Genomic DNA, 17,422 nt, shown 5'->3' on the forward strand with positions numbered 1-17,422 from the left:
ATGATTTGGGGACGTTACGGGGATAAACAAAGCGTTTATTCAGGCTGTTTTTGGTTATACACATTGTTATCCACAGAAAATGTGCATAGATGTGAATAAACAGCGCAAAGCGGCATTTACAGGGCGTTTACAATGTGCACAAAAGCGGGATAAGTTTTTCACAACCCGATTGTGGATAATGTGGATAATGTGTGTAAAAGTTTCAGTTTTCTATCCACATGTGGGCAGATAAAGAAAAATAGCGGGTTTATTGCTTGTAGTTAACATCATTAATGGCAGAATTGCTGAACAATTCGCCAGCAGCTGTGGATAAACCTGTGGAATAAGTGGATAGATCAAAATCTAACAGAATATCCTGATGTGGGCACAAGCTGCGCTGCATACGCAGATTACAGGTGTGCGCCATGCAAATAAAGGAAAGCCCCCGCTTCGCTTTGCCGGCGCTGCGGGGGCTTCATTATGTTAAGCTGCTGCCTGTTAACCAAGCAGTTCCTCCCAAGCATCATAGGCTGCCTGAAGCTTTTCTCTTCTGCTGTCCATGTCGGACTGAATGCTCTGAACCTTCACATAATCATTGAATATGGCGGGATCGACAAGCTGATGCTCCAGCTCTGTGATTTCCCCCTCCAGCCTTGCGATATCCTGCTCCAGCTGCTCCTGCTTTCTTTGTCGGCTCCGCTCCTCGCGTTTGGCTTGTTTGTCGGTTTCGTAGGAGGTAGGCGCCGATATTTCGTAAGCTTCAGACGCTTTTCCGACTTTTCCCTGTGAAAATGATAGCGATTCCATGAGCAGTTCACTGGTTTCCTGTTTTTTCTCAATCATTTCGTCGTAATTTCCCAGGAAATGTTGGGTGCCGCCTGGAGTCAGTTCGACAATGCGCTCCGCCATCTTGTTAAGGAAATACCGGTCATGGGAAATGAAGAGCAAGGTGCCGTCATAATCGAGCAGCGCAGACTCCAAAACCTCTTTGCTGTACAGGTCAAGATGGTTCGTGGGCTCGTCCAGAATAAGCATATTGGCTCGTGCCAGCATAAGCTTGGACAGCGATACGCGCGCTCTTTCGCCACCGCTGAGAGAACCGACGCGTTTCTTGACATCGTCCCCGCTAAAGAGGAAATTGCCCAGCACTGTGCGTATGCGGGCTTCCTCAATGCCCGGATATGCATTCCAAAGCTCCTCCAGCACCGTGTTGGCAGGATTAAGCTCCTTGTGCTCTTGATCGTAATAACCGATTTTGATATTGGTGCCCCAGCGGATTGAGCCTCCGGCAATAGGCTGTTGATCGACAAGCGCCTTCAGCAGTGTCGATTTGCCGATACCGTTCGGACCGATCAGCGCGACATTTTCTCCCCGCTCCAAGCGGAATGTGACATGCTGGAAAAGAGGCTGGTCCCGTTCAGTGAAACGTATTGCAAGATCCGTCACATCAAGCACGTCGTTGCCGCTATGGCGGTCGATTTCAAAAGAAAAATGAGCTTTCTTCAGGTCTCCGAGCGGCTTGTCGAGTCGTTCCATCTTGTCGAGCGCTTTACGCCGGCTTTGCGCCCGTTTGGTTGTCGAAGCACGTACAATATTGCGCTGGACAAAATCCTCAAGACGCGAAATTTCATCCTGCTGCTTGTCGAACTGCTTCATCTGAGCTTCATACTCTGCAGCCTTGATATCAATATAGCGGCTGTAATTGCCTGTATACCGCTTGGCTGTGTGGCGCTCAATTTCCACGATGGTCTGCACCACTGCGTCCAGGAAGTAGCGGTCATGAGAAACAACGAGAATTCCGCCGTCATAACCGCGCAAGTAATCCTCAAGCCATGTCAATGTTTCAATATCCAGATAATTGGTTGGCTCGTCCAGCATGAGCAGGTCAGGAGCCTGCAATAAAATGCGGGCCAGTGCCAGCCTTGTTTTCTGCCCGCCGCTTAATGTCGAAATAACCGTATCCGGTGGAAACTGGCTGAAGCCCATGCCATGCAATATGCTGCGGATTCGGGTCTCCATCACAAACCCGCCCTGTTCCAGGAACCAATCCGACAATTTGGAGTAGCGTTCAAGTGTCTGCTCATACAGCTTGGGATTCGATTGAAGCTCCGGATCCGCGATTTGCAGCTCCAAGGAACGGAGCTCCCGCTCCGCATCAGTCAAATGGGCAAAAACGGCGCGCATTTCCGCTTCGATGGTACGTTCGGAATTGAGTCCGCTCGATTGGGCGAGATAACCGATGGTTGTCTCCTTCGCTTTGTAGACGGAGCCGGAATCGGCTGAGATTTCCCCGGCAATGATACGCAGCAGCGTCGACTTGCCTGCGCCATTGACTCCTACCAGCCCAACCCGCTCGCGCGGAAGGACCTGGAAGGTGATTTGGGAGAGGATGCTGGTTACCCCGTAACTTTTGGAAATATCCGATATTTGAAGAAGCATAAATGAATAAACCTCCAGAATCGTAAACTTGCTGTATCTACATTGTTAGTTTACATGAAAATTGCTGCCGACGCGACATATTCGGGTCATGTTGGCTTGAGTAAAAGCAGCTCTTCTGACCATTGGCGAAAACTGGTCAACAGTGGTAAACTAAGAAACAACTATGACATCAAGAAATGGCCTTTGAGTGAAGAAGCTAACCTCTGCCGCCTTAGATTGGTGCAGCCGATTCTTCTTACATAATCAGCTCTTCAGGATCATGGCGTTTCTTCAGAAAGGCAAGGCGGCTGTAATGGCGAAAGGTGAGGACGCAGCAGGGATTTTGGGACAAAAGAAAGCAGTCCGAAAGGCGGCGGCCGCAAGCCGCAGCCTTCTGCCAGAGGAGCTTCGGACACAGTGGTCCAGTCAGGCCTGCAGAAGCGCAATTGACTGGTTGAGTCAATGGTCGGATACAATCGCCAGCTTTATGATTTATGTTCCATTCCGTTCCGAGCTTGATACCCGTGAACTGATCGAATGGGGCTGGCAGACCGGGCTGTCCGTTATTGTACCGCGCTGTGAGCCATCTGACCGTTCTATGGAGCTTTATCTGCTCAAGAGCTGGGAGGAACTTGCTCCCGGAGCCTATGGCATTCTCGAGCCTGGTGTGAGTCAGGCGGAGCGCTGCGGGCCGGATTTCATTCCGGATGCGATATTTGTTCCGGGACTGGCTTTTGACCTGCAGGGCGGCAGACTCGGGTATGGCGGAGGTTATTATGACCGCTACCGGGAACAGTTGACGGAGCAGGCGCTGCGGGCTGGCAAACCGCTTCCGCCCTGGATCGGACTTGGCTTTGAGTCGCAGCTGCAGGAGGAAGTACCGATGGAGGTGCATGATGCCCGTATTGGGGCCATGATCACCGAGCAGGGCATGTGCATCATTAACCGCTGACAAATTCTTGTCCATGAGCAGCTGGAAAGGAGCAAACGATGGATTTGACCCATTTTAACGAACAAGGCAGGGCCCGCATGGTCGATGTATCAGATAAAGACGTTACGGCCCGTGTCGCGGTTGCGCGAACAAGTGTGGCTATGGCGCCTGAGACTCTCTCACGCATCAAGGCTGGAACAATCGGCAAAGGCGACGTGCTGTCCGTTGCACAGGTTGCAGGTATCATGGCAGCCAAGAAAACATCGGATATCATTCCGATGTGCCATCCTCTTCCGTTAACCGGCGTCAACCTCGCGTTTGCCGATAATGGAGTGGACGAGTTATATATAGAAGGAACTGTGAAAACAACGGGCAAAACCGGCGTCGAAATGGAAGCTTTAACGGCAGTGTCGGCTGCTGCCCTTACGGTCTACGATATGTGCAAGGCCTTGCAGAAGGATATGGTCATCGGGGCGACGTATCTGGTCTCCAAAAGCGGAGGGAAGAATGGCGACTACATTCATGCAAAATGATAAAATACAGGTGTTTTCTAATCGGTAGCATCGGATCGATCGGGGGAGAAGCACATGCGGTGGAAAGTGGCGTTGTTGACGGCAAGCGACAAAGGATCGCGCGGCGAGCGGGAGGATACGAGCGCGCAGGTGATCCGGGAACTGGTTGAAGAGGAATTGGGCGGGGAAATTATCGATTACCGTATCGTTCCCGATGAGCAGGATGAAATTATGGCTGCGCTTATTGAAATGACGGATTATTATCAAGCGGATCTGGTCATCACGACCGGCGGAACAGGTCTTGCTCCGAGGGACCTGACACCAGAAGCAACCATGAAGGTCATTGAGCGTATCGTTCCGGGCCTTGCCGAGGCCATGAGGCTGGGGGCTATGCAGCGTACGAGAAGTGCCATGCTCTCCAGGGGCGTTTGCGGAATCCGCGGCCGCTCATTAATTATCAATTTGCCTGGAAGTCCTAAGGGTGTTCATGAGAATTTGATGGCGATCATGGACCAGCTTCCTCATGCCCTTAGCATTTTATCAGGGCGAACGGGGGACCATAACGAGTGAATTTTCCAATAAACGGCACACAGCTTAAGGAAGTGCCGGTCGAGCAGGCTGTTGGACTGCGCTTGGCGCATGATCTGACGCAGATCATACCAGGGCAGTTCAAGGGACGATTGTTTAAAAAAGGGCATGTCATCACGGAAGCGGATATTCCTAAGCTTCTCGATATTGGCAAAGAACATATCTATATTATAGAGCTGGGCGAAGGCGAGCTTCATGAAGATGATGCCGCCCAGCGTATGGCGCTTGCCCTTCAGGGAGATGGAACGGCCTTGTCAGAGCCTCATGAAGGCAAGGTCTCCATCAAGTCAAGCCTGACCTCCCCTGCTCTTGCTGTCATTGATGCGTCGCTTGTTCACGCCATTAATGAACTGGGCGAGATTGCTCTTGCTACCCTGAAAACACATTCGGTCGTAATGCCCGGCGGGCAGTTGGCGGCTACCAGGGTGATCCCGCTCGTGGTTCCGAAGGCCAAGATTGAACGTGTCGAGGCTCTCGTCGACAATTACCGCACGCTGCATGAAGGCCGCGGGCCGGTTCGCGTCAGGCCGCTTCGCAGCTTCCGGATCGGTATGCTTACAACCGGCGGCGAGGTCTTCTCAGGCCGGATTGAAGATAAATTCGGTCCGGCTGTCCGGCGCATTGTGGAGCGCTTGGGCTCCGAGATCGCGGAGCAGCGCTTTGCCCCTGATGACCGCCATACAATTGTCAAGGAAATACACTATTTGCTGGCACAGGGGTATGATATGATAGTGGTAACAGGCGGAATGTCCGTGGATCCTGATGATCGCACGCCAGCCGCCATCAAAGAAGCGGGAGCAGAAGTCGTCAGCTACGGAACCCCCATGCTTCCGGGATCCATGCTGCTTGTCGGTTACATCAACGGTGTGCCGATTATGGGCTTGCCCGGCTGTGTCATGCATGATCCGTATACTTCCTTTGATGTCCTGCTGCCGCGCGTTCTTGCGGGCGACATGATAACCAAAGAAGATATCGTGCAGATGGGTTACGGCGGGCTATACAACTGCTGAAACGCCGCCAGCGCGAGGCAAGAGACTTAGGACTTGGAAGAAACGTTAACTGTTGAAGCAGATTTTATAACGGGCTGAGTAAGGGTGAAGCCTGTCAGCTCTACCTGAATTGTGCATTTGATGCATGCGGAATAAGCATTACTTTGTAAAGCCCGGCGCATGCGGAGCATGTTTTGCTTGCAAGTCTGGCTTATGCTTACGGAATAAGCTTTACTTCATAAAGCTTGGCTTATGCTTACGGAGTGAGCTTTACTTCGTAAAGCTTGGCTTATGCTTACGGAGTGAGCTTTACTTCGTAAAGCTTTTAGGAGGTTAAGAAAACATGTTTAGCGGAATTGGTGTTACAGGATTTATTCTTCTTGTGCTCGTTGCCCTGCTCCTGTTTGGACCGAACAAACTGCCGGAGCTTGGCCGCGCGTTTGGCCGGACATTGAAGGAATTCAAGGCCGGTGCCAGAGATTTGATGGATGATGACGATAAGGACCGTAAAGAAGTGAGCCGGAGCGACGTCAACCGTAAAGTCGAAGATCAAACGGACAATAAGCGACTCCCGGAGTAGGGGCTCGCTTTTTTTGTGAGACGGATTCCCTCCCATTAAGAACGAAGTGAGAAAGAGAGGTGCAGGCGCGGTGACAGAATCCGATAAGCAGCCTTCCCGCGAAGTGCAGCTGATGACGCTGTTTGAACATATCGGCGAGCTTCGACGCAGGCTGATCTATATTATTCTTGTGCTGGTGCTTGGCATGATTATCGGATTGCTGGTGGCCAATCCCGCTTATGATTATCTGATGAGTCAGGAGCCCGTCAATGGAATGACGCTGCATGCGTTTTCCCTGTGGGATGGAATTGGCATGTATATGAAGTTTGCGCTGGTAATCGCGCTTGTTCTTGTGCTTCCGTTTATCTTTTATCAGGCTTGGGCTTTCGTGAAACCCGCTTTGGGAATCAAGGAACAGAAGTCTGCGCTTATGTTTGTCCCCTTTGCGCTCATTATGTTTCTGATCGGGCTCGCGTTCTCCTATTTCGTTGTATTTCCAATGGCGTTTACATTTACAACGAATGTGGCGAAGCATTTGAATCTGGAGGAGACTTACGGGGTTACACAATATTTTGCGTTTATGTTCAATATTTTACTCCCGATATCGCTGCTTTTTGAACTGCCCCTTGTCATTATGTTTCTGACCAAGCTGCGTATTCTGAATCCCAAGCGTCTGCGCAAAATGCGGCGTCTTGCTTACTTTATTCTCATCTTGATCGGTATTGTCATCACGCCTCCGGACTTCATTTCGGATTTGCTGGTAGCAATTCCCCTGATTCTTCTTTATGAAGCGAGCGTGCTGCTCTCGAGCGTCGTTTACCGGAAACAGCTGGAACGCGACCGTCAGTGGGAAGAGGAGTTCGGAGCAACCTAAGAGGCTCTTTCCGCTTATATGCGGACATGGACTTTATTATCACCAGGCCCCAATAACTAAAAGGCAGGTTCAAGCATTCTTGAGCCTGTCTTTTTTTACTTTATAGGCGTGTAAGTTTAATCTCTATCCATGGCTATAAGATCTATAGGGCAGAGACCAGCATCTCTGACAGAGCGCGGTGATGGCCTTTTTTTCTTTTGCTTGATGTAATCCCTAACCGTATTCATTTCTAATTCCAGCCGGATGATGGAAAAACCCGCTCTTTTTTAGAGTAAACGGGCGCTTTTCTGCTTATTCATGAGCATTTGTGAAGAGGCCCTGCATCATGAACTGTAAATTTCCCGCAAATTGTCCTTTAGGCACTTGAAATTCAGAAGCAAAATCGGTATTATTAAAAATGGTTGTTAGCACTTAACAGTTGCGAGTGCTAATATGAAATGAGCAACAAAATCAAAAGGAGGCTATTTTCATGATCAGACCTTTGGGTGAGCGCGTATTGGTTGAGCCAATCGCGAAAGAAGAAACAACAGCTAGCGGAATTGTGCTGCCAGACACGGCGAAAGAAAAGCCGCAAGAAGGCAGAGTTATTGCTGTAGGAAGCGGTACGCTTAAAGACGGCGCCCGCATCGCTCTTGAAGTAAAAGAAGGCGATCGCGTGTTGTTCTCCAAGTATGCCGGCACCGAAGTGAAATACGAAGGTAAAGAATTGTTGATTATGAAAGAAAGCGACATCCACGCAATCCTGGGATAAGCCGCGTGCTTTGACTCAAACATACATGGTTTTTACTTCATATTTTTTGGGGCAAGCCTCCCTTGGCTTGTCACAGCATGGAAGGCGGCGTAGTGCCGCTTGGACGAACTGGAACGATCATTAATTAGGAGGTAATTTGACAATGGCTAAGGAAATTAAGTTTGGCGAAGACGCTCGTCGCGCAATGCTGCGCGGAGTCGACGCTCTTGCAAATGCGGTTAAAGTTACACTTGGTCCTAAGGGCCGCAACGTGGTTCTGGAGAAAAAATTCGGCAGCCCACTGATCACCAATGACGGTGTATCCATTGCCAAAGAAATCGAATTGGAAGATGCTTTCGAAAACATGGGCGCACAGCTTGTTAAAGAAGTAGCGACCAAAACCAATGATGTTGCCGGTGACGGAACAACGACTGCTACGGTTCTTGCGCAAGCAATGATCCGCGAAGGTCTCAAAAACGTAACGGCGGGCGCTAACCCGATGGTTATCCGCAAAGGTATCGAAAAAGCGGTTCGCGCAGCTGTTGAAGAACTGAAATCCATCGCGAAACCAATCGAAGGACAACAGTCGATCGCTCAGGTTGCTTCTATCTCGTCCAGTGACGAAGAAGTCGGCCAGCTGATTGCAGAAGCTATGGAAAAAGTCGGCAACGACGGCGTTATCACGGTTGAAGAATCCAAAGGCTTCGTAACGGAGCTTGAAGTGGTTGAAGGTATGCAGTTCGACCGTGGATATGTTTCCGCGTATATGATTACCGATACGGATAAAATGGAAGCTGTACTCGATAACCCATATATCCTGATTACCGATAAAAAAATTACGAACATCCAAGAAATTTTACCGGTTCTGGAGAAAGTGGTCCAATCCGGCAAACAGCTTCTGATTATTGCTGAAGATATCGAAGGCGAAGCAATGGCAACTCTGGTTCTCAACAAGCTGCGCGGAACATTCACTTGCGTAGGCGTAAAAGCTCCAGGCTTCGGCGACCGCCGCAAATCGATGCTGGGCGACATTGCCGCTCTGACAGGTGGTCAAGTGATCACGGAAGAGCTTGGTCTTGATCTGAAATCCACAACGATTGAGCAGCTCGGTTCCGCTCGCCAGATTCGTGTGACGAAAGAAAACACGATCATTGTTGACGGCAGCGGCGAAAAATCGGATATTGATGTTCGCATCAATCAAATCCGCACTCAATTGGAAGAAACAACTTCCGACTTCGACCGTGAGAAGCTGCAAGAGCGTCTTGCCAAGCTGTCCGGCGGCGTAGCCGTAATCAAAGTCGGCGCAGCAACAGAAACCGAATTAAAAGAGCGCAAACTGCGCATCGAAGATGCTCTTAACTCCACCCGCGCAGCGGTTGAAGAAGGTATCGTATCTGGAGGCGGTACTGCACTCGTGAACGTATATAAAGCAGTTGCAGCCGTTAATGCGGTGGGCGACGAAAAAACAGGCGTTAACATCGTTCTGCGCGCTCTGGAAGAGCCTGTACGCACGATTGCAGCGAACGCAGGCCAAGAAGGCTCCGTTATCGTTGAGCGTCTGAAAGGCGAGAAAGTGGGCGTTGGTTATAACGCTGCTACTGGCGAGTGGGTTGATATGTTCTCAGCCGGTATCGTTGACCCTGCGAAAGTAACGCGTTCCGCTCTGCAAAACGCAGCTTCCGTTGCAGCGATGTTCCTGACAACCGAAGCGGTTGTTGCCGACAAACCGGAGAAAGACAAACCAGGCATGCCTGACATGGGCGGCATGGGTGGTATGGGTGGCATGGGCGGCATGATGTAATCATCCGACCAAAAACCCTTATATATCAAGGAAAACGGGACCTTTCGGGGTCCCGTTTTTTTATAAGGGCACGAAAAGGTCACATTCCTTGCAAAACAGCTCCCTTGAGAAGTTCCGAGAAGTGAACATTCACCTTTTCAGATGCGTTCCTTTGCATCCTCTCCGTAATATGCATGTAGATTTTCAACGTCGTCTTGGAATCATCATGGTCAACGCGTTTCATGATTGTAGGAAGATCGACGCCAGCTTCAGCTAACATGCTTACATGTGTGTGTCAGAAGATATGAGGAGTGGCCTTTTTACGAATGTCCGTACTTCTTAAGATTCTATCCATTCGTGTCTGAACAAATTTCTGAACAAAGGGGTAACCCTTATCGTTGCAGAAGATGAATTTTTTATCATGATACTCGGGGTCAAAATTCTTAGCCACCATTCGCAGCTTGGTCTGACGTTTTATAAGGACCTTGACCATTTTCATGATGCTCTCATCGAGTTCAATCGTCCGGATTGATCCTTTCGTTTTTGGAGGAATCAGTTCGTATTTGGACATGTTATTGTTTGGGTTATATAGCGTCTTCGTAATCCGCATTTTATTGATTTCAAAATCAAAATCCGTTTCCTTGAGAGTGGCCGGGTTGTCCTTACGATACTTCTCCTTGATGGCATGTTTATAAATTAAGTTGCCCGTGACATGAACACCTTCGATCGTCGACTTTGAATAACCTTCATCATGCAGTTTGTTCAGGATATTCTGATGTGTTTTGTGAGTGGTCCGTTCAATATTGGTTTGGGCGATATGCTCGTTTAGCGTAGCGATAGAATTTTTTCATAGGCGTATGGTTCCCTTCTTTACACCACTGCGAGATATAGGTTTCTAGCCATTCCTCAGCGACTTTCGCAAATGGAAGCAGCAAATCGATTGCCTCATCAACACGCCCTTCAGCTTCTTTCTTGGTATCGCCGCGGCGCTCGATCTGATTTCTCTTTCCTGTTACCGGATTGGGAGGTCCGTCTTGATACAAATCCATTTGTAGCCTTGACCTCTACGCTTCGCTGCTTTGTATATGCTCAGAGAGATTCATTTACCATCAAACAAGAGCAGGCCACACTTAAGCTTGCCGAAATTTTAACCGCATTGTCGAGATTGCTACAGATACAAAGATGTATTTGCGGAAATATTATTGAGGAAGAATATAGAAAAAAATGCATCGCTCATACATAAGTCAAGGCAGAAGCTGGAAGGACTCGAACCGAAGTCCTTTGGATCAACCCGGTAGCTGCCGGAGCAGTTGGGCAACAGCTATTATTTTAAATCACTAAGATTCAGTGAGAGGCGATTATTGCAATGAATTCACAAGCATTGCAAATGATCCATGATGCATTAAACCCCATGATTTGACGCGGTTGCAGGATTGAACATATTAAGTTGGTAGTTTGTCCTCACTCTCGCGTTGCAGAACAGGAAAGCAGTCAAACCAAATACGGCCAGCTGCGATTATGGACAGGCGAGTATATACCTAAAGGCTATTCATATCTGATTGAAGATAGATATAAAGACTTCGCGTGGGTTTCAAAAATAAAAAAGGAGGCTTAAATCGTGAAAGGACTCATCATAAAGCCTAAATGGGCGGATCTGATCTTATCTGGCGAAAAGACATGGGAGATACGGGGCAGTCAGACCAAACACCGGGGAATCTTCGGGATTATCAAGAGTGGCACCAAGCAGGTATTCGGTACCGTCGAGCTGATTGACTGCATCAGCCTTTGATGGTTCCGGTTCTGAGTTTCGGGCGCAGCTGGTAATTGCCGCGTTCGAGGCGCATTACGGGTATAAGCCATCGTTTGCGGGGCCGCCGTCAAGCGAAGATGACGACTATGATTATGCCATTCGGCTGGATTAGGAAATGAATTGTTCCATACAACACAATAAATATCGAACAACATAAGCCACACCACCAATAGTGCGGATGATAATCAACATGGCAAAAGACCCGTAATCCGGGTCTTTTAAGGAGGAGTTTCACAAGTCCGGAATGTATAGGCGGATACGCTCCGAAGCTTATTTAATAACCGAATCTGCCACAACTGCAAGCGATAATGACCAGTAAGATAAAGAGAACGAGGATAAATCCGATTCCAGAGCCAGTACCGACACCACCAACTACGCCACCACAACTCATTAAGATCACCTCCTTGAGTTTGGGTACGCTTTAAATTATGCATGCCTAACTCAACATGATTGGATGTTTGTTACGGAATGGTGTTGGCCTAAGGTTCGGGTTATAAGCTGGCTATGAAGCAAACTGTGAAATAGAAAAACCCCCGGCACGTTGGGGAACGGTACCCGGGGATTCAAGCAAACCTCATCTTCTATTATAACAGAGAGGATGAGGGGAATGATGGCAATAGTATCATTTTATGATCAAATGGAGCTTTTTCCTTTTGCCACAAAACAAGATATAGATATGGCTAAGTCGTTACTTTCAAGGTATAGACGTTTGAAGGGTATTGTTGATTACTTTGAAAGCACTCCTCCTGAAACAGATAAACAGGTGGCTGCTTATAAAAGTGCCCGACAATGCACCAGGAATGTTGAGAGGGCAGTCAATCAAATTGTTGATTTTGATGTGAAAAGTGTCATCGAATACCGTTTTCTAAGAGGGAACTCACGAGCTGCTACCATTCTACGATTCTCCGGTTGGGATTATTGCAATAAGACCATTGATCGGAAAATTATAGAAGGTATTGAGTCTGTAGCAAACTCATTGCTTTATCTTTAAATGAAAATGTCCACTTTATGTCAAAGTAGTGTCCACAAGCTGTCTATACCTAAGAGGTACAGTTGGATCATAAAAGGAGCGAGGCGCTCCGGGTTATACCTACTGTACCTTTATCATATGTAGGACTCGGTCATGCTGTGGGTCATGGAGACCTTAGACGCTAGTCGTCAAGAGTGTGGTGTGAGGTGGGGTTTGATGCCCCAAAGTTTTTTACAAGAGGGCGTGAGCCATCGCGCCTTGTTGTAGATCACTTTATCATGAGCCGCTCTTGCGGCTTTTTTTGTTGAAAGGGGGCATGACGGGTGCGGTATTTTAAGGCAATTAAGAAGATTGATCATATAAAGCTGCAGCCGGTTAAATGCATCACATCACGACTCCAAGACAGTCCGAGAAGATGACGGATTTGATAGGTCGCTCACATGAGCGGCTTATTTGTTATTAATTTGATCACAGGAGAAATGAACAAAGATGGCTTCCGCCCGGGATGACGGCTTTGCAGGTACACAAGTAACAAGGAGCTTGTGGGATATGATCCGATCAAACACGATTCGACATGTAAATAAGGATAAGGACTCTTAAATCACATAGTAATCTGTGCCATGATCTAGGTAGGCGGTAAAACCAATTAGGGAGGTCCATTTATGAAAATGAAAGAGCTATTATGGAAACCATTGGCATGCTTAATTCAAAAACGGGGAGCTGATAAAATTGAAAATTAAAAAATGGTTTTTCTTAACATTTGTTTGTATGTGTTTATTGTTATCCTCCCAGTCTGTTTTTGCTGACAGCGAAAATCATCTGTCAACATACTCAGACGATGAATGGAGTGACAATTGGAAAACAGCTACACGAGTAAATTTAAATGGATTTTATTCAGACTATTTAGATTCATCCGATGATGCTGATTATTATTTATGGACAAATAATACAGGTACTAACGTTATTGTTAATATGCATTTGGTTTCGCCTTATTACAAGAACTATGATGTAGCGGTAATTGATTACTACGGTGATATATTTGGAACCGATCAGGGCTCATTGGGTAAAACTGATTCTGTTAGTTATCATGTAACAAATGGAGATATGCTTTTATGGAAGGTCGTACCACATACTTCAGGTGATTTCAGTACGACCAAGAATTATTGGACCTATATTAACGTTAAGCCGGCTAATTACTAAACAATAATGCGCAGCTCATTAGTTGAGTTGCGTTTCTTACCTTCCGCGGGAACGTGGCCCTACCCAATCAAAAAATAACGTATATCTTTTCATGAAAGCCACTCACTTGCCGGGTGGCTTTTTGTTTTTTCCGGATAAGGATTTGATTGTCGATGCGTCGATATACGGAAGATTTGAAGGAACGCGCCTTTCTCAACCGGCTGGACCCCCAGGGGGGCAAGATCTTTAAAATCTTTTTTTCTACGGGACCGCATCGGAGGAAATTCGCGTAAAAATTCGTTTTATAATTTTTTGAGGGGAGGGACCACAATGGGGTACGAAAGAACTGGTTATTTGCGAACACGCCCCGCGGCGCGAAGGCAAGTGCGGCGATCTACAGTGTCATCGAGACGGCGAAGGAAAACGGACTTCTTCCGTTCCAATATTTAAAGTGCCTGTTCGAGCAGCTTCCCCAGCTTCCGGGGATCCATAAAATCCAGAGGCCCTCGAGCCTTATTTGCCATGGTCATAATCGCTTCCGATTACTTGTCGTGTAATGGGATAGGCATGATCTAGTTGGAGGTTATGTGACGCTTACAAATCGCTTTGGATATTGGCAGTGATAATTAATTTGTCACGTTTAAAGAGCGTAACTCGGATTGATTAGTTTCTACGCGGAAGAACCGCCTCATTGATTAAAAGCACCTACTTTTTATAAACGAACAAATGGGAGAAACCAATTGATGGCCTCTCCCATTTGTTTGCTTATAAGTGTTACTTAGAACCTTTGTAAGTCAAATTGACATGATGAAGGTCAGTGCTGCTGTTAAAAATAAATTCAAGTTGGTAATTCCCACGGATATAAACAAATTTTTTCTGAGCGATTTTACCGGCTTTTATAGTTGTAGTAGAGTTTGGCATACCCCATTGCTTCATCAACATGTTTTGAGTAATGCCACCAAGATTGTTTTGGCGCTCTACGCTCGTACCAAAATAGCGCATTTCTTGAATTTTGTTCGATTTGTAGGAAAAGGAAAATCCTGGTTGACCCATCGACCCTTCATATTCATCAAATGCATTAGCGCCAGTGCCAACTTGAATTGGCTGACCGAATTTTTTGATAACATCTTGACGTGTAGTTTTTCCAATTGTTAGTCCTTTTACAAGTCCTTGTACATCTCCAGGGAATTGACCTTTAAGAGCTGGCTTATAGAAGCTGTTCAAGAAGCTGTTAACTGTTTGAAGAGCTTTAGATTGTGTCGCAGTTGAAGTCGCTGCTTGCGTTGCAGCAGCAGATGCTGGTGTCAGGCTGTTCGTTATCCCAACGATTCCGAGAATTGCAGCACCCGAGATCAAAAATGCCGCAGTTATATTTTTTGCAGATTGTTTATTATTCATGATGATTCCTCCTGTTTTCTAGCACTCGATGATAAGTGCTTATCAATATCAATTTTGTACTACGATTCTCAAACGAGAGTTGTTTTAAAAATGTTTCTGGAAAATAGGCCCAACGCAAACAAGTAGGGGGGATGAACAGTATAGCTCTCGGGATCCCAGTCCCACGGGCACGAACGTTCAATCCCCGGCTATGGCTATCTTACGACCATATAAAAATGAGGTCGACCAGTAAATTTTGGTGACCTCATAATACGAAACGGGTACGATAGCTTAAACAAGAAGCAGTTTGCCGGTGGCAGCTAAAAGAAGGCTCATTCAGTTCTGAACTTGACCCATAAGTTGAAAGAGCTTAAAACGCTCAGCTGCACCACTAGGCATATCCTGGCCGGCTGTGTGGCATCCACGCTCGAACTACCGATTGTCGAACGGACACTTCAACAACTTACAGAGCCATTGAAAGGAACGATTCATACGGAGGCATTCCTACACTCCGATCAAGGACGCACGCGAGGCATGGAATAATAAAGCGGCTGCGACTCCGTGGGAGGTGCCCGTGCCGTCGAGCATCCCCGCGGCATTCTAGGAGAAGTATCGGTGGCGGACATCCGCGTACAGGTTGCCTTGTCGCTATTCACCGATTTCGAAAATGGGGCCGTCTTCAAGCCGACCGATCTGCATCTTGTGAACCTGAACGCGATGCTCGATCAGGTGCTTGCCTGGAGCGGCGCGCTCAAGACGCTTCGGCATAAGAACAAGTACCCATCTGATGCGGGGGAGAGGCGTTCGTTCTAAAAACGATTACGCACAAAGCATAGCTATGGATGCATCGGCTATTTGGTGGAGTCTCTTTTTATCTGCGGATGTTCGTGTTAATACTCTTATTCCAATCATTGTTGTTTGGAGACTTGCCGCAAGAATTTTTGCGTCCTTGTGAGCCGGAAAGTCTCCAGCTTGCTGACCTTTTTGAATGAGATCTACCAGAAATTGCTCTTCTCTACTAAAGCTTTCGTTTGTTTTTTTACATACTACTGAATCTCTGGAAGCAAGCTCGGTGGCTGAATTCACGAATAAGCAGCCTACCGGTCGATCAACGTTACCTTCTATCACACAATCGAAGATGAATCGAATGGCTTCTTTAGCCGTACGACCGCGTTGTGCTTCGGCTTTAATGTTTTTCGTAAACTCTTGGTATTTCTCCATTGCTTTTAAAAATAGTGTATGCTTGTCGCCGAAAGTATCGTACAAGCTTCTGCGATGAATGCCCATATGCTTTACAAGGTCCTGAAGCGAGGTCTTTTCATAGCCTTGTTCCCAGAATAAATTCATGGCCTTAAGGAGTACTTCGCTTTCCTCGAATTCTTTATGCCTTGGCATCGTTTTCACCCCTCCGGGATAATCTTATCATAATGAGAAAAATCGGTAAAAGATGTTGGGAGAATTTTCAACGACCTCTAAGTTACCTTAGGTTTATTGTTTTAATAACATAAGCCACGAATTATTAATTTTATATTTGGTAAGTTGACAAATTCGGAATGAGTTATTAATATGAGAACGGTCGATTTAATATCCTGATCAGGTATTAGACATTTAAATCGCACCAAGAGGAGACAAACAAAATGATGAAGAGCAACCCAAGCAAAGCCGGTATGATGCATCGGAATCCCAACAAAGAAAATACATTCTTATTCCTTACAGACATTAATTCAATATTGGTAAGTGGTGAGGACACAAACGGGGAGTTTTGTGTCGTGCATTGTTCGGTCAATGAAAATGATGGTCCGCCACTCCATATCCATAGAGATGAAGACGAATCTTTTTACGTGTTGGATGGAGAATTAGAAATGACACTTGGCAATGAAACTCTTCTGGTTAAAAGTGGAGATTATGTCTTCGCTCCTCGCGGCATTCCACATACCTTTAAGGTAAGGTCAAAAAAAGCTAATTTCCTGGTTACGGCTTACCCTGCAGGATTCGATTCATTCGTAAAGGAGCTGGGCGTTCCTTACGTGGAAGGAATGGAAGCCCACATGGAGCCGCCTACTCCTGAGACGATTCAGAAATTAATACAGGTATCCCAAAAATATAATATTAGTTATCCTGGCCTTTAAAATCTTCAAGAAGGGACGGCTTTTTATCTTTAGCGCTCGATTTTGTACCGTATCAATATGTTCCAAGCATATATGGCGAGTATCCGAATAGAGATCCTCGTTGACCTTTTTGAAATATATGATGAATGGAGCTAGACGCTAATGAGTCAAAACATATCCCCATTTACGTTGTTTTAATGGCTATGTAGGTAATGGAGAGTCCATGAGAAAATTAGCGAACTCCCTTAGCATATCTAACGACAGTTACGCTGTTCTAAACCAATATAAGATGGAAGAAACAGATCGGTCAAAACTTGATCTGCCCGTTTATTTTAACGGTTACTTAGCAAAAGGTGACTTTTTAACCAAATAATTTGCTCTAAAAGAGGTTTTATTATGACAAAAATTATCATTCCCATTACACCTGTATATGGACACGTCGCTCCTATGCTGTCCATAACAAAAGACCTTATACGCCGCGGTCATAAGGTGACTATTATTACAGGCTCCATATTCAAGGAAGCTGTCGAAAAGACAGGCGCCGCATTCGTATCATTTACTGGTGCAGCCGATTGGAAGCCCGAGGAATTATTAGACCCCGAGCGACTCGCCCTCGAA

Annotated in this window: 17 protein-coding genes and 2 pseudogenes; 15 read left to right on the forward strand and 4 right to left on the reverse strand. The window is 46.8% G+C overall.

The genetic code is table 11. From position 1 onward, the window contains the following. Positions 1-477: 477 nt before the first annotated feature. Positions 478-2,418, reverse strand: a complete 1,941-nt coding sequence (locus AC0YOA_RS34860; protein ID WP_475790486.1) for an ABC-F family ATP-binding cassette domain-containing protein — start codon at positions 2,416-2,418, stop codon at positions 478-480. A gap of 292 nt (positions 2,419-2,710) precedes the next feature. On the opposite strand from AC0YOA_RS34860, the gene AC0YOA_RS34865 reads away from it, so the two are divergent. From AC0YOA_RS34865 to groL, 8 genes are all read left to right on the forward strand, one after another. Beyond that, complete coding sequence (locus AC0YOA_RS34865) at positions 2,711-3,349, forward strand: 5-formyltetrahydrofolate cyclo-ligase (RefSeq protein WP_475790487.1); 639 nt, start codon at positions 2,711-2,713, stop codon at positions 3,347-3,349. 38 nt (positions 3,350-3,387) lie between these two features. Then, the gene (gene moaC / locus AC0YOA_RS34870; protein ID WP_210045168.1) at positions 3,388-3,861 is read left to right on the forward strand and encodes a cyclic pyranopterin monophosphate synthase MoaC; all 474 of its coding nucleotides are present in this window, start codon (positions 3,388-3,390) and stop codon (positions 3,859-3,861) included. A 54-nt stretch (positions 3,862-3,915) separates the two neighbouring features. Further along, positions 3,916-4,410, forward strand: a complete 495-nt coding sequence (locus AC0YOA_RS34875; RefSeq protein ID WP_475790488.1) for a MogA/MoaB family molybdenum cofactor biosynthesis protein — start codon at positions 3,916-3,918, stop codon at positions 4,408-4,410. Then, entirely contained in the window at positions 4,407-5,438 is a 1,032-nt protein-coding gene (locus AC0YOA_RS34880) for a molybdopterin-binding protein (protein ID WP_475790489.1), read from the forward strand. Before AC0YOA_RS34875 ends, AC0YOA_RS34880 begins: the two co-directional genes overlap by 4 nt. 322 nt (positions 5,439-5,760) lie before the next feature. Continuing rightward, positions 5,761-5,997 (forward strand): twin-arginine translocase TatA/TatE family subunit, encoded by a 237-nt coding sequence (tatA, locus tag AC0YOA_RS34885; protein ID WP_475771033.1) that lies wholly within the window; start codon positions 5,761-5,763, stop codon positions 5,995-5,997. 112 nt (positions 5,998-6,109) lie between these two features. Further along, a complete protein-coding gene (gene tatC, locus AC0YOA_RS34890) occupies positions 6,110-6,850 on the forward strand; it encodes a twin-arginine translocase subunit TatC (protein ID WP_475790503.1) in 741 nt (246 codons plus the stop codon). A 469-nt stretch (positions 6,851-7,319) separates the two neighbouring features. After that, positions 7,320-7,601 (forward strand): co-chaperone GroES, encoded by a 282-nt coding sequence (gene groES, locus AC0YOA_RS34895; RefSeq protein ID WP_210045165.1) that lies wholly within the window; start codon positions 7,320-7,322, stop codon positions 7,599-7,601. A gap of 142 nt (positions 7,602-7,743) precedes the next feature. Next, entirely contained in the window at positions 7,744-9,381 is a 1,638-nt protein-coding gene (groL, locus tag AC0YOA_RS34900) for a chaperonin GroEL (protein ID WP_210045164.1), read from the forward strand. Positions 9,382-10,157: 776 nt separating this feature from the next. Here the strand turns inward: groL and AC0YOA_RS34905 are convergent. Beyond that, positions 10,158-10,409 carry a hypothetical protein gene (locus tag AC0YOA_RS34905; RefSeq protein ID WP_475790490.1) on the reverse strand — a complete coding sequence of 84 codons (252 nt, stop codon included), beginning with the start codon at positions 10,407-10,409 and terminating at the stop codon, positions 10,158-10,160. A gap of 569 nt (positions 10,410-10,978) precedes the next feature. Between AC0YOA_RS34905 and AC0YOA_RS34910 the strand changes: the two genes are divergently transcribed. The 4 genes and pseudogenes from AC0YOA_RS34910 to AC0YOA_RS34925 all read left to right on the forward strand — a co-directional run. Beyond that, positions 10,979-11,149, forward strand: a complete 171-nt coding sequence (locus tag AC0YOA_RS34910) for an ASCH domain-containing protein (RefSeq protein ID WP_475790491.1) — start codon at positions 10,979-10,981, stop codon at positions 11,147-11,149. Positions 11,150-11,777: 628 nt separating this feature from the next. After that, on the forward strand, positions 11,778-12,161 hold the full coding sequence (locus tag AC0YOA_RS34915) for a hypothetical protein (protein WP_475790492.1): 384 nt from the start codon (positions 11,778-11,780) through the stop codon (positions 12,159-12,161). 708 nt (positions 12,162-12,869) lie between these two features. Next, positions 12,870-13,340, forward strand: coding sequence for a hypothetical protein (locus tag AC0YOA_RS34920; RefSeq protein ID WP_475790493.1), 471 nt, complete (start codon positions 12,870-12,872; stop codon positions 13,338-13,340). Between the two features lie 317 nt (positions 13,341-13,657). Beyond that, positions 13,658-13,851 (forward strand): annotated as a pseudogene (locus AC0YOA_RS34925) (transposase domain-containing protein); the annotation flags it as partial. Between the two features lie 242 nt (positions 13,852-14,093). On the opposite strand, the gene AC0YOA_RS34930 reads toward AC0YOA_RS34925, so the two are convergent. Further along, positions 14,094-14,717 (reverse strand): YjgB family protein, encoded by a 624-nt coding sequence (locus AC0YOA_RS34930; RefSeq protein ID WP_475790494.1) that lies wholly within the window; start codon positions 14,715-14,717, stop codon positions 14,094-14,096. Between the two features lie 502 nt (positions 14,718-15,219). Between AC0YOA_RS34930 and AC0YOA_RS34935 the strand changes: the two are divergent. Continuing rightward, positions 15,220-15,509: pseudogene (locus AC0YOA_RS34935) on the forward strand (hypothetical protein); the annotation flags it as partial. A gap of 6 nt (positions 15,510-15,515) precedes the next feature. Here AC0YOA_RS34935 and AC0YOA_RS34940 read toward each other — a convergent pair. After that, the gene (locus AC0YOA_RS34940) at positions 15,516-16,091 is read right to left on the reverse strand and encodes a TetR/AcrR family transcriptional regulator (protein ID WP_475790495.1); all 576 of its coding nucleotides are present in this window, start codon (positions 16,089-16,091) and stop codon (positions 15,516-15,518) included. Positions 16,092-16,333: 242 nt separating this feature from the next. Between AC0YOA_RS34940 and AC0YOA_RS34945 the strand changes: the two genes are divergently transcribed. Together AC0YOA_RS34945 and AC0YOA_RS34950 are read left to right on the forward strand one after the other, a co-directional pair. Next, entirely contained in the window at positions 16,334-16,825 is a 492-nt protein-coding gene (locus AC0YOA_RS34945) for a quercetin 2,3-dioxygenase (protein ID WP_475790496.1), read from the forward strand. A gap of 375 nt (positions 16,826-17,200) precedes the next feature. Next, the coding region (locus AC0YOA_RS34950; RefSeq protein ID WP_475790497.1) for a glycosyltransferase at positions 17,201-17,422 on the forward strand (222 nt) is incomplete at its 3' end.

Source organism: Paenibacillus sp. JT22N12, from assembly GCF_056269365.1.

Excerpts from the sequence above, each read along its gene's own strand:
- AC0YOA_RS34940 (WP_475790495.1), bottom strand. The coding sequence starts at position 16,091 with ATGCCAAGGCATAAAGAATTCGAGGAAAGCGAAGTACTCCTTAAGGCC.
- tatA (WP_475771033.1), top strand. The coding sequence starts at position 5,761 with ATGTTTAGCGGAATTGGTGTTACAGGATTTATTCTTCTTGTGCTCGTT.
- groES (WP_210045165.1), top strand. The coding sequence starts at position 7,320 with ATGATCAGACCTTTGGGTGAGCGCGTATTGGTTGAGCCAATCGCGAAA.
- AC0YOA_RS34945 (WP_475790496.1), top strand. The coding sequence starts at position 16,334 with ATGATGAAGAGCAACCCAAGCAAAGCCGGTATGATGCATCGGAATCCC.
- AC0YOA_RS34875 (WP_475790488.1), top strand. The coding sequence starts at position 3,916 with ATGCGGTGGAAAGTGGCGTTGTTGACGGCAAGCGACAAAGGATCGCGC.
- AC0YOA_RS34915 (WP_475790492.1), top strand. The coding sequence starts at position 11,778 with ATGATGGCAATAGTATCATTTTATGATCAAATGGAGCTTTTTCCTTTT.
- AC0YOA_RS34860 (WP_475790486.1), bottom strand. The coding sequence starts at position 2,418 with ATGCTTCTTCAAATATCGGATATTTCCAAAAGTTACGGGGTAACCAGC.
- moaC (WP_210045168.1), top strand. The coding sequence starts at position 3,388 with ATGGATTTGACCCATTTTAACGAACAAGGCAGGGCCCGCATGGTCGAT.
- AC0YOA_RS34865 (WP_475790487.1), top strand. The coding sequence starts at position 2,711 with ATGGCGAAAGGTGAGGACGCAGCAGGGATTTTGGGACAAAAGAAAGCA.
- AC0YOA_RS34905 (WP_475790490.1), bottom strand. The coding sequence starts at position 10,409 with ATGGATTTGTATCAAGACGGACCTCCCAATCCGGTAACAGGAAAGAGA.
- tatC (WP_475790503.1), top strand. The coding sequence starts at position 6,110 with ATGACGCTGTTTGAACATATCGGCGAGCTTCGACGCAGGCTGATCTAT.
- groL (WP_210045164.1), top strand. The coding sequence starts at position 7,744 with ATGGCTAAGGAAATTAAGTTTGGCGAAGACGCTCGTCGCGCAATGCTG.
- AC0YOA_RS34930 (WP_475790494.1), bottom strand. The coding sequence starts at position 14,717 with ATGAATAATAAACAATCTGCAAAAAATATAACTGCGGCATTTTTGATC.